Origin of the sequence: Flavobacterium filum DSM 17961 (assembly GCF_000425465.1) — a bacterium.
Taxonomy (GTDB): domain Bacteria; phylum Bacteroidota; class Bacteroidia; order Flavobacteriales; family Flavobacteriaceae; genus Flavobacterium; species Flavobacterium filum.
On sequence record NZ_AUDM01000012.1, the window covers coordinates 18,469 to 31,499 of the forward strand.

The 13,031-nt window shown below is 37.4% G+C and carries 6 protein-coding genes; 4 read left to right on the forward strand and 2 right to left on the reverse strand.

Annotation, left to right across the window (positions count from 1 at the left end; translation table 11 throughout):
• Window positions 1–4: 4 nt before the first annotated feature.
• Window positions 5–1,348: a deoxyguanosinetriphosphate triphosphohydrolase gene (locus H601_RS0108505; RefSeq protein ID WP_035655777.1), complete on the forward strand. Its 1,344-nt coding sequence runs from the start codon at window positions 5–7 to the stop codon at window positions 1,346–1,348.
• A gap of 62 nt (window positions 1,349–1,410) precedes the next feature.
• Window positions 1,411–4,011, forward strand: coding sequence for a T9SS-dependent M36 family metallopeptidase (locus H601_RS0108510; RefSeq protein ID WP_026711117.1), 2,601 nt, complete (start codon window positions 1,411–1,413; stop codon window positions 4,009–4,011).
• Window positions 4,012–4,063: 52 nt separating this feature from the next.
• On the opposite strand, the gene H601_RS0108515 is transcribed toward H601_RS0108510, so the two are convergent.
• Window positions 4,064–5,011, reverse strand: a complete 948-nt coding sequence (locus H601_RS0108515; RefSeq protein WP_026711118.1) for a DUF3078 domain-containing protein — start codon at window positions 5,009–5,011, stop codon at window positions 4,064–4,066.
• 33 nt (window positions 5,012–5,044) lie between these two features.
• Entirely contained in the window at window positions 5,045–6,817 is a 1,773-nt protein-coding gene (locus H601_RS0108520) for a 1-deoxy-D-xylulose-5-phosphate synthase (RefSeq protein WP_026711119.1), read from the reverse strand.
• A 38-nt stretch (window positions 6,818–6,855) separates the two neighbouring features.
• On the opposite strand from H601_RS0108520, the gene H601_RS0108525 reads away from it, so the two are divergent.
• Both H601_RS0108525 and H601_RS0108530 read left to right on the forward strand, forming a co-directional pair.
• Entirely contained in the window at window positions 6,856–7,299 is a 444-nt protein-coding gene (locus H601_RS0108525) for a nucleoside deaminase (protein ID WP_026711120.1), read from the forward strand.
• A 122-nt stretch (window positions 7,300–7,421) separates the two neighbouring features.
• Complete coding sequence (locus tag H601_RS0108530; RefSeq protein ID WP_026711121.1) at window positions 7,422–12,920, forward strand: alpha-2-macroglobulin family protein; 5,499 nt, start codon at window positions 7,422–7,424, stop codon at window positions 12,918–12,920.
• The last annotated feature ends 111 nt before the right edge of the window (window positions 12,921–13,031 follow it).

Consider the following 13,031-nt stretch of genomic DNA (forward strand, 5'->3'; position numbering starts at 1 on the left):
TATGATGCATTGGGAACAACTTTTATCGCTAAAAAGACAAGGCGACACGGGAAAACGATTACGTTCTGAACAAGATGATACTCGATTGGGTTTTGAAGTCGATTATGACCGAATCATCTTTTCGGCAGCGTTTCGAAGTTTGCAAGACAAAACACAAGTCATACCACTTTCAAAGACCGATTTCGTTCATACACGACTAACGCATAGTTTGGAAGTTTCCGTTGTGGGTCGTTCCATTGGAAGATTGGTTGGAAAAAAAATAATTGAAAAATATCCGTATTTAAAAGATGTGCATGGCTATCATATGAATGATTTTGGAGCCATTGTTGCCGCCGCTTGTTTGGCCCATGATATTGGTAATCCGCCTTTCGGGCATTCAGGTGAAAAAGCCATTGGAGAATATTTTAAAAACGGAAATGGTTTACAATACAAAGACCAACTTTCCGAAAAAGAGTGGCAAGATTTAATCGATTTTGAGGGAAACGCCAATGGTTTTTCAGTATTAACCGCCAATCGTCCCGGTAATGAAGGCGGATTGAGAATTTCGTATGCCACTTTGGGAACCTTTATGAAGTATCCTAAAGAAAGTCTTCCCAAAAAGCCAACATCCAATATTGCCGATAAAAAATATGGTTTTTTTCAGCAAGACAAAGCTTTTTTTCAGGAAGTAGCAGAAGAGTTGGGTTTACTTCCCAATAAAACAGGAGATGATATTGGGTATGAACGACATCCATTGGCTTATTTAGTAGAAGCTGCAGATGATATTTGTTATACCATTATTGACTTTGAAGACGGAATAAATTTAGGATTGGTTAATGAAGATTTTGCACTTGAATATTTGGTTAAGTTGGTAAAAGATACTATAGATGTCAATAAATACAATAGTTTAAAAACCAAGGAAGACCGAATTAGTTATCTAAGAGCTTTAGCCATCGGAAGTCTGATTAATGATGCAGTTAGAGTTTTTCTAGAAAATGAAGAATCCATTTTAAAAGGAAACTTTCCTTATGCATTGATGGACAAAAGTAAATACAAAGCTCAAATGGATGACATCATCAAATTAAGTGTAAAAAATATTTATCAATCACAAGAAGTGATTCAAAAGGAAATTACTGGCTATCAAGTCATCAATCATTTGTTGGATAAATTCATTACCGCTTTTGAAAACAAACACAATGGTAAAATGTCGAATTATGACAAATTATTGTTGAATCTTTTACCTGAAAAATACCATGTTGAAAAAAGCGATTTATATTCGAGATTATTACATATTACGCACTTTGTTTCGTTATTGAGTGATGGAAATGCAATGAAAATGCACACGATACTTTCGGCGAACAAAAGTTAAAAATAAATAAACTGTAAAATAAAACGTTAAATATTTTATATTTGGCAATTAAATTAAAAAAAATGAGAAGAAAAATTACGATTTTGATGCTTTTTGCTTTTTCTTGTCTGCTTCATGCACAAGTCCCTACGGCAAAAATTCAATCTTATCTGAATGAAAATTATGCAAAATTGGAGGTTTCGCTTGCAGATGTTCAAGATTGGATAGTGGAAAGTGAAGCAAATTCAGATGCCACAGGAATCACGAATTATTACATCAAACAGCGACATCAAGGAATAGAGCTTTTTCATGCACAAACCAATTTTTCAATTAAAAATGGAGAGGTTTTTTATGTAGCCAATCGATTTGAATCTTCAATTGCTCAAAGAGTAAATACTGTTACTCCACAGTATTCATTTAGTCAGGCGTTAGCGGCTGCTTATAATAATAGTGGCATCAATTATGCCGGACCATTCTCTATTGAAGAAACGATTCGTACGAATTATTACAAATTATCTAACGGAATTGGCTTAGAAGAACCCGTTTTTGCAAAATTAGTTTTTCAATTAACAGAAGAAAACAAACTCAGATTAGCTTGGGATTTTACTTTTTATTCTCCTGAATATAAAAACTTATGGAGTGTTCGTGTAGATGCCGTTAATGGTGAAATTTTAGAGAAATTTGATTTAGTTGTGAATTGTAGCTTTGATTCTAATCACTCTAATCATGCTCATAATATACCTTTCACAAAGCAAATTGTAAAAGAGGAATTTAGTGTAGTAGAAGCACAATCTGGTTCGTATCGAGTGTTTCCTTTCAATATTGAAAGTCCAAATCACGGACAGCGACAATTGATTTCCACTCCACATGATATTCTTGCTTCACCTTTTGGATGGCACGACACTAATGGAGCAGTTGGAGCAGAATTTACTACAACCAGAGGAAATAATACATGGGCAAAAGAAGATATTGCCGGTTTAAACGGTAATGGTCAAGCACCTAACGGTGGAGCTAATTTAGTTTTTGATTATCCTTATGGTGGGAATAGTGCCCAGCCAACTTCTTATACAGATGCTTCTATTACGAATTTATTTTACATGACGAACATCATGCATGATGTATGGTACCGTTATGGATTTAACGAGGCAAATGGTAATTATCAGTCAAATAACTATGGACGTGGTGGAACACAAGGCGATTATGTTTTTGCTGATGCACAAGATGGTTCAGGAACAAATAATGCTAACTTTTCTGCCCCTATTGATGGACAAAGAGGAAGAGTTCAAATGTTTTTGTGGGATGTAGGTCCACCAACACTTTCATTGATTGTAAATTCACCTTCTAATATTGCTGGATCATATGCAACACGAGTAAATAATTTTAATCCGGGTTATGTACCATTACCAACGGCTCCAAATGGAATTACTGCTAATTTGGTTTTGTATAGTGATGGTGGTGCAAATCCTTCTCAAGCATGTGCACCAGCTATTAATGCTTCTGAAATTGCAGGGAAAATTTGTGTAGTAAGAAGAGGAAATTGCTTATTTGTTGAAAAAGTGAAAAATGCTCAAAATGCAGGAGCTTTGGCAGTAATTGTTGTAAATAATGTGGAAGGAAATATTATTATGGGTGGAGGAGATGCTACAATTACTATTCCGGCTATCAGTGTGACACAAGAAATCGGTGAGGCTATCATTGCTCAAATGGCGTTAGGAACGGTAAATGCGACTTTACAAGATCCTTTGGAAGTATTCATTAATGCAGATGGATCATTTGACAATGGAATTATTTCGCACGAGTTTGGTCATGGAATTTCCATTCGATTGGCAGGTGGAAGAAATAATTCAAGTTGTTTGAACAATGCTGAACAAATGGGTGAGGGTTGGTCTGATTGGTTTGCTTTGATGATGCAATTAAAACCTGGTGATGTTGGAACGGCTAGTAGAGGTATTGGAACTTTTGCCGTTAGTCAATCAACAGATGGTGTCGGAATTCGTTCGTTTCCATATAGTACAAGTACGGCCTTAAATCCAATGACATTTGCAAGTTCAAATACTGAAGCGATTCCACACGGTGTTGGATCGGTATGGGCAACAATGCTTTGGGATTTAACGTGGGCGTATATCAATAAATATGGATATGATCCGAATATTTATACTGGTACAGGTGGAAATAATAAAATAATGCAATTAGTATTAGATGGCTTAAAATTGCAACCATGTTCTCCTACATTTGTGGAAGCTAGAAATGCATTAATTGCAGCAGACCAAGCGACCACAGGTGGTCAAGATTTTTGTATGATTTGGGCGGTTTTTGCTAATAGAGGTTTAGGCTTAAACGCCTCTTCAGGAAGTAGAACAAGTGCTACAGATCAAATTGAAGATTATGCCGTTCCACCAGATGGACCAAATTGTACCTTATCAGTTGATTATTTTGTAAACAACGAAATGTTCTATGTTTATCCAAACCCTTCAAACGGAATTTTCAATATTCAAATTAACAAGTTCTTAGGTAAAATTTCTTTAAGAGTGACAGATTTGAATGGAAGAATTGTATATGCTGAAAATGAAGCTTCATTCAATTCTTCAAAAGAAATCAACTTGTCTCACCTTCAATCCGGTATGTATATCATCAATGTTGAAGCAGATCAATTGAGTTTCTCTAAAAAGATTATTAAAAACTAAATCAGTTTTTACACGATAAAAAATGCCGAAGAAAGTTCTTCGGCATTTTTGTTTAAAAACTATAGATTAATCCAATTCCTAATGCTTGTTTAAGCTGAATTTTTGGGCCTACTGTAACTTGTTGACCGTTCACTTCTTCTTTCGCTTTGATGTCGTCGTCGTAAATCAAATGAACACCAATATTCGCCCTCACATATTTATTGACCACCATTTCCATTTGAATCTGCCAATCTACATCTATGTTTCCAAAGTTGTTGATATAATCTGAATACAAGGAAAGTCTGTTTTCAACAAACATGTTTTTATAAAATTCTTTCTTCCAATAATTTGTTACTAACAATCCTACTTCATTTCTACTTTTTCTTCCACGCCTCAATAGATTACCCTCTTCATCAAATAAAGCCTTTGTTACCCCAAAGGATCCTAAATCGGCTAATCGCTGATTAAGAACTAAAGTAGTTTTTACGGTTAAAGGTGAAAAGTAGATATTAAAATTTTTATCTTTTCGGTTATATTCAGAACCAACACCTAAAAAAATGTAGGCAGGAGCAAAAATGGTTGAAATAGATTTATCTGTATTTGGATAAGCATATCCATTCGTAAATTGTGTATTGAAATTAAAACGAGCTGAATAAAACCAATTCGAACTTTCTACTTTTCGATAACCATAATGCGATAAAAAGGTAAAAGCATCATCTGTTTTTCGTAGTTCTCTGCCTTCCTGCTTGTTTACCCCATAGCGAATAGACATTTCATTGTTCCAAATGACATTTCCCTTCACATATTTTCGAACAAAATCACCTTTTAGTAATCCTGAAATGGAGCTGTTTCCACCGGCATTCCAATTCACAAAAGCAATTTGGCTAAAATCTAATCCTGCCTGATTTTTATGACTCCAATAGGATGTGTCTTTTTTGGTGGGGTTTGTCTCATTTTCTAAAATTTGCCCATTTGCAGCAAAAGTAAGAATGAAAAGGAGCGTAAAAAACGTATATTTCATCAGTAAAGGTTGAGTTGCAAAATGCAAAAATCACTATTTTGAATAAGTTGACAAAACAACAATAAGGTTTTCTACACTAATTTTGCTAAAACGTTGTAGTTCTTCTATAGTTCCTTGTTCAATAAATTGGTCGGGAATTCCAAGTATTTGAAGGTCATTTTTATACTTATATTTTGATTTGAATTCAGCAATAGCCGAACCAAATCCGCCAATAATTGTCCCGTCTTCAATAGTTATGATTTTTTCATATTCTTTGAAAATGGAATGTAAAAGTTCTTCATCCAGCGGTTTCACAAACGGAAAATCAATATGCGAAAATAAGGCTGCATTTTCCATTTCGGCTAGAGCCAAAGATACATTTCGTCCTATAAAACCATTAGATAAAATCGCTGTTTTTGTCCCTTTTTTCAATAAAGTAGCTTTTCCAATCTCAATTTTTTGAAACGGTTGTTGCCAATCGACTATTTCACCTCTTCCTCTCGGATACCGAATTGCGATTGGATGATTTAATCCCAATTGAGCAGTGTAAAGCATGTTTCGCAATTCAATTTCATTGCGTGGCGAAAAAATAATCATATTCGGGATGCATCGCAAATAGGCCATATCAAAAACGCCGTGATGCGTGGCTCCGTCTTCGCCAACCAAACCGGCTCGGTCTAAACAAAAAATGACAGGAAGATTTTGCAACGCCACATCATGAATCATTTGGTCATACGCTCGTTGCAAAAAAGTGGAATAAATGTTGCAAAAAACAACCATTCCTTGTGTTGCCATTCCAGCTGATAAAGTCACAGCATGTTGTTCTGCAATGCCAACATCAAACGCTCTTTCCGGAAAAGCATCCATCATGAATTTGAGCGAACTTCCCGTTGGCATCGCTGGCGTTATACCAATAATTTTTTCGTTTTGTTGAGCCAATTCTACCAATGTCAACCCAAAAACATCTTGAAACTTTGGAGGCAAATGGCTTTCTTCTTTGAGATGAATTTCTCCGGTTAATTTATCAAATTTCCCCGGAGCATGGTATTTTACTTGATCTTCTTCCGCTTTTTGAAGTCCTTTTCCTTTGGTGGTTATCACATGCAAAAACTTCGGACCTTTTACATTTTTCAATCTTTCCAATTCCGAAATCACCGCTACTAAATCATGTCCGTCAATTGGACCTGAATAATCAAAATTGAGCGACTTAATCATATTATTGACTTTCGGATTTTTGCCTTCTTTTACTGCAGTCAAATAGTTTTTCAATGCTCCCACACTGGGGTCAATTCCTATCGCGTTGTCATTTAAAATCACGAGTAAATTAGCATCAGTAACTCCGGCATGATTCAACCCTTCAAACGCCATTCCGCTTGTAATCGAAGCATCGCCAATCACCGCAATATGGTGTTTGTTTTCTCCTTTTAATTGAGAAGCTATCGCCATGCCCAAGGCCGCGGAAATAGAAGTAGATGAATGCCCAACACCAAAGGCGTCATATTCACTTTCACTTCGCTTCGGAAAACCTGAAATGCCATTTAATTGGCGATTGGTATGAAAAATTGATTTTCTTCCGGTTAATATTTTGTGACCATAGGCTTGATGACCAACATCCCAAACCAATAAGTCTTCCGGAGTATGGAACACATAATGCAAAGCAATCGTGAGTTCTACCACACCTAAACTCGCTCCCAAATGTCCTTCTTTTACGGAAACAATATCAATGATAAAGTCGCGTAATTCTTGGGCCAATTGCGGTAATTGATTTACGTTGAGTTTGCGTAAATCAGAAGGAAATTCGATATGTTGCAGTAAATTATCAACCATAGGACAAATGTACGAATTGAAATTGTATTTTTGTTTCTATGGAAAATCCTTTCAACGATACCTATTTCATGAAAAAAGCTTTGCAAGAAGCTGAAACTGCTTTTGAAAAAGGCGAGATTCCGGTAGGTGCGGTAATTGTGGTGGACAATAAAATCATCGCCAGAACACATAATTTAACCGAATTGCTCCACGATGTGACGGCTCATGCCGAAATGCAAGCCATCACTTCTGCTGCCAATTACTTGGGTGGAAAATATTTAAAAGGATGTACGCTTTACGTTACGTTAGAACCGTGTCAAATGTGTGCCGGTGCGTTGTATTGGAGTCAGATTTCTAAAATCGTTTTTGGAGCCCGAGATGAACAAAGAGGTTTTATAAAGATGGGGACCCAACTTCACCCAAAAACAGAAGTGGTTTCAGGGGTTTTAGCTAATGAAGCAGCCGATTTAATGGTTCGTTTTTTTGCTTCTAAACGGAAATAATTTATTCCAAAAATTCTTCTTAAAAAATAATTAACTTTAACACAATATTTGGAATACTTTTTGTGTTATCGTGAATAAGTACCCACACCTTTTTCGTTCCATTTTTTAATCTTTATTGTAAAATGTCAATCAAACGTTTGATGCAACTTTTTGTTGCGGTTGTTGTGCTACACTCTTGTGGCAAAAAAGTTTCTACCGAAGAATTCAATTCTGATTTTTCGAAGTACGAGAACTACATACTTAGTTTTAGTTCCGGATTGCAATCGGCTCATTCGGACATCAGGGTGACGTTAGCGTTTGACAAAACAGAATGGCAGCCGAATCAAGAAATTGATGCGGGTTTATTTGACATTTCCCCCAGCGTAAAAGGTAAAATGGTTGCTTTGGCTTCTAATACTATTGCTTTTGTGCCTGAAAAACCTTTAGAACAAGACACCGAGTATCGTATTATTTTCAAATTATCCAAACTCATTAAAACCGAAAAAGGCCTTGAAGAATTCAAGTTTTCTGTCAAAACAGTAAAACAGGATTTTACAGTGAACCTTTTGGATTTGCAATCCTACAGCCGTGAATTAAATTATTTGAATGGAACCATTCAAACAAGTGACTGGATGGATTTAGAAACCGCTACAAAATTGGTGGAAGCTACTCAAAACGGTAAAAACTTAAAACTTAAATTCGATAAAGCACTTAGCACAAAAACCGAATTCAAATTTATCATTGATAGCATTCAGCGTAAAGTTGAAGATAGTAAAATCACTATTTCATGGAACGGAAAATCGTTCAACATCGACCAAAAAGGAAGTGTGGAGTATGATATTCCCGGCAAAAACAACTTCAAAATTGTAGGGATGGAAGTGGGTGATGAAGACAACCAATCGTTGTTCATTAATTTTTCTGACCCGATAAAAAAAGGGCAAGATTTACAAGGTTTGGTTGCGGTTGAAACGGCTCAAACATCCAAATTCATCATCGAAGGGAATTTGCTTAAAGTTTATTTTAGCGAACCACTCAAAGGCGATTTGTTGGTAGAAGTTTTTCAGGGAATTTCGAGTGACGAAGGCTATAAAATGAAAGAAACGCATTCCCAACGTGTGGCGTTCAACGAAATGAAACCCAATATTCGATTTGTGAAAAACGGAACCATTTTACCGAGTTCCAACAATTTAAAAATCAATTTTGAATCGGCCAACTTGAAAGCGGTGGATGTCAAAGTGTATAAAATTTACAAAAACAACATCCTTCAATTTTTACAAGATAATAATTTGAATGGCAAGCGAAACCTGCGAAAAGTAGCTTCGCCCGTGACCAAACAAACCATCAATTTATTGGATAAAAAATTACCCAATTATAGTAAATGGAACACATTTGCCATCGATTTATCCAAAATCATTACCCCTGAACCAGGTGCGATTTATCGGGTGGAAATGTCGTTCAAAAAAAGTTATTCTTTGTACAGTTGTAGTAATTCTGTTTCTGATTCCGAACAAGAAAGTGAAGAAGACGGCGATGAAGTGCGTTCCAACGACGATGATTACTACGATTATTATTGGTATGACGATTACGATTGGTACGATAGCAAAGACCCTTGTGAATTGGATTACTACCGTCGTGGACCAATTGGGATGAATGTATTGGCTTCCGATTTGGGTGTAATAGCCAAACGTGGTGAAAATGGTTCGTATACTTTTGCGGTGACGAATATTGTCAATACGCAACCCATTAGCGGAGCAAAAGTGGAATTGTATGATTTTCAACAACAAAAGTTGGCTTCCGGAACCACCAATGCGGAGGGAATGGTCGCTTTTCAAGTGGAAAAATATGCTTTTTTTGCGATTGTTTCCAAAGATAAACAAGCCATTTACGTGAAATTAGACGAAGGGTATTCGCTTTCGGTGAGTAATTTTGATGTGTCCGGTGAAAAATTACAAAAAGGACTCAAAGGTTATATTTATGGTGAAAGAGGCGTTTGGCGACCGGGCGATACCTTGTTTTTAGGATTTATGCTCAATGATGCTGCCAGTAAATTGGATAAATCACATCCGATTAAATTCAAATTGAATGACCCAACCGGAAAGTTGACTTTTCAATCCGTTCAAAAATATAATGCACTCAATCATTACAAATTTATCATTCCTACTCGTGAGGCTCATCCTACCGGAAGTTGGGAAGCGGTGATTAGTGTGGGTGGAGCTCGTTTTTATAAAAACATCAAGATTGAAACCATTAAACCCAATCGTTTAAAAATTAAAAATAAATTTGATTCCGAGATTTTATCTACTTCTAAAATCAATACCGGTCAAATAGAAGTCGCTTGGTTACATGGTGCCGTTGCCAAAGATTTAAAAATGGAAATGCAAGCTAAAATCATGCAACAAAAAACCACGTTCAAAGGGTTTGCTAATTACAATTTTGATGATCCGATTCGTCAATTTGAAACGGAAGAAACCAATATTTTCAGCGGAAAAGTAAATGCCGAAGGAAAAGCAACTGTCAGTTTTCAACCGAAAGTAAGCACTGAATCACCCGGAATGTTGAAAGCCAGTTTGATGACCAAAGTCTATGAAAACGGAGGCGATTTCAGTACTGACGTGATGGTAGCCACGCTTTCGCCTTATCAAACGTATATCGGTTTAAAAACACCTGAACCAAATAAATACGGTTTATTGGAAACCGGAAAAATGAACCGTTATGACATTGTAACCTTGGATGAAAAAGGAAATCCAAAAGCGGTGCAAAACCTAAAAGTACAAGTGTATAAAGTAGAATGGCGTTGGTGGTGGGATGCGAGTTATGATAATCTTTCCAGTTATGTTTCCTCTAATTCAACCACAGCGTTCAAGAATTTTACCGTAAATACGAATTCCAGTGGAAAAGTCAGCTTTCAATTCAAAAACGAAGAAAATGAATGGGGTCGCTATTTAATTCGAGTAACGGATGAAGAAGGTGGTCATGCTACAGGTTCTACCGTAATGATTGATTGGCCGTATTGGTCCGGAAAAACTAGAAATACCGATTCGTCTAACGCTTCGATGTTGATGTTTTCTACCGATAAAAAGAACTATTCCGTAGGCGAAAAAGCTAAAATTTCCTTTCCATCGAGTGCCGGAGGAAGAGCGTTAATTTCGTTAGAAAATGGATCACGAGTCGTAAAAACAATATGGGCAACCACTCAAAAAGGTGAAACGAAAGTAGAAATTCCAATCACCGGCGACATGGCTCCGAATGTGTTTGTGCACATTACCTTATTGCAACCGCACGCTTCTACCTTAAATGATTCTCCGATTCGTTTGTATGGAATTGTGCCGATTGAAGTCATTGATAAAAACACCATTCTTGAACCTCAAATCAGTATGCCGGAATTCTTGAAACCGGAGAGTAAAACCAGCATCCGTGTAAGCGAAAAATCTGGCAAAGCGATGACCTATACCTTGGCGATTGTAGATGATGGTTTGTTGGATTTAACCCGTTTTAAAACCCCAAATGCGTGGAACAGTTTCTATACTCGTGAAGCCTTAGGCGTTAAAACCTGGGATATTTTTGATGACGTTATTGGAGCGTATGGTGGAAGAATTAACCAAGTTTTCAGTATTGGTGGTGACGAAGATTTAGGCGGAAGCAAAGCCAAAAAAGCCAATCGTTTTAAACCGGTGGTTATTTATTTAGGACCATTTAAGTTGGAAAAAGGACAAAGCAAAACACATCAAATCAAGTTGCCCAATTACGTTGGTTCGGTTCGAACAATGGTCGTAGCCGGTGATGTAAATTCAAGTGCATACGGTGCAGCTGAAAAAACCACTCCGGTTAGAAAACCATTGATGGTGTTGGCTTCGTTGCCGAGAAAAATCTCACCTTCCGAAAAAGTAACGCTTCCGGTAACGCTATTTGCCATGGAATCGAAAGTAAAAAATGTTTCGGTACAAATCAAAACGAATAACGGTGTGCGTGTCATAGGAAGCAGTTCACAAAGCGTGACTTTCGCTCAACCTGATGAAAAAATGGCGTATTTCAATTTGGAAGTTGGCAGTGCCACCGGATTGGCAAAAGTTCAAATCATTGCCACATCCGGTAATGAAAAAGCAACATATGAAGTTGAATTAGATATCACCAATCCAAACCCGATAACAAATGAGTTTACCGATGTAGTTTTAGAACCCAATAGCTCTAAAACCATTACTGTTTCTACCTTTGGTGTCGCCGGAAGCAACAAAGCTCAATTGGAAGTTTCGTCTTTCCCGACGATTGATTTTAGCAGAAGATTGCAGTATCTGATACATTATCCACACGGTTGTTTGGAGCAAACCACGTCGAGTGTGTTTCCGCAATTGTATTTGGCCGATATTTTCGATTTAGACCAAAACCGTAAAAACGAAATTCAGAAAAACATCAAAATCGGCATTCAAAAATTAGGCGGTTTCCAAATATCAAATGGCGGATTCTCGTATTGGAGCGGACAAAATTATGCCGACGATTGGAGTTCGTCCTATGTGGGACATTTCTTGATTGAAGCCGAGAAAAAAGGCTATGTATTGCCACTGAATTTCAAAGCCAAATGGATTGGTTACCAACAAAAAACAGCCAAAGAATGGCGATTTGCCAAAAACGGAAACGATTTTGCTCAAGCCTATCGCTTATATACGTTGGCTTTGGCCGGTTCGCCCGATATGGCTTCGATGAACCGTTTGCGAGAAACCACCGGAATTTCCAACGAAAGTAAATTGCGTTTGGCGGCTGCGTATGCCTTAGCGGGACAAAAACAAGCCGCTCAAAGCGTGTTTAACCAAAGCAAAATTGACGATTCCAATCCAAATTATTATTACTATTACGGATCGTCTGACCGCAATAAAGCGATGGCATTGGAAACTTTGATACTGTTAGGCAATAAACAACGAGCGTTCAAAATGGCGACCGATTTGGCTAAAAATATGGCTTCCAACCAATGGATGAGCACGCAAACCACGGCGTATAGTTTGTATGCCATGTCTAAATTTGCTCAACAAAATGGAGGAAAAGGGGTAGCGATTACTTACTCCGTTAATGGAAAACCGGAGAGCATCAAAACCGCAAAATCGTTGGCCAATCGAAACTTAGCAATCAAAACCGGAAGCAATATCATTACAGTCAGAAACACCCAATCCAACACCTTGTATGTGCGGGTGCTCACGAGTGGTATTTTGCCGATTGGGCAGGAAAAAGCCATGCAAAGCAAGTTGTTTACCAATTTGGTTTTCAAAAACCGAAGCGGAGCACCGGTGAATGTGACTAAAATTGCTCAAGGAACAGAGTTTGTTGCTGAAATCACCATCCGAAACCAAACCAATGAACGATTGGAAAACGTGGCATTGACGCAAATTTTACCGTCAGGATTTGAAATTGTGAACACGCGTTTCACCGATTTTGGCAGTTTTGGCAATAACGTAGCCGACCATATCGACATTCGCGACGACCGCACCAATTTCTATTTTGGTCTCAAAGCCAACGAGTCCAGAACGTTCCAAATGCTGTTGAATGCGTCGTATTTGGGTCGTTACTATTTGCCGGGCATGCAAGCCGAAGCGATGTACGACAACACGTATGCGGCACGAACCTTGGGGCAGTGGGTGGAAGTGGTGAAGGATTAAAGCGAAATTTAAAGTACTAATAAAAAAATATAATTATGTTATGAAGTTTGGTTTATCAGTTTTTTTAATTGTTTTAGGAACATTTATATTTATCATTACATTTATCGATGG

Coding starts and splice junctions, on each gene's coding strand:
- H601_RS0108505 (WP_035655777.1), top strand. CDS start 5: ATGCATTGGGAACAACTTTTATCGCTAAAAAGACAAGGCGACACGGGA.
- H601_RS0108510 (WP_026711117.1), top strand. CDS start 1,411: ATGAGAAGAAAAATTACGATTTTGATGCTTTTTGCTTTTTCTTGTCTG.
- H601_RS0108515 (WP_026711118.1), bottom strand. CDS start 5,011: ATGAAATATACGTTTTTTACGCTCCTTTTCATTCTTACTTTTGCTGCA.
- H601_RS0108520 (WP_026711119.1), bottom strand. CDS start 6,817: ATGGTTGATAATTTACTGCAACATATCGAATTTCCTTCTGATTTACGC.
- H601_RS0108525 (WP_026711120.1), top strand. CDS start 6,856: ATGGAAAATCCTTTCAACGATACCTATTTCATGAAAAAAGCTTTGCAA.
- H601_RS0108530 (WP_026711121.1), top strand. CDS start 7,422: ATGTCAATCAAACGTTTGATGCAACTTTTTGTTGCGGTTGTTGTGCTA.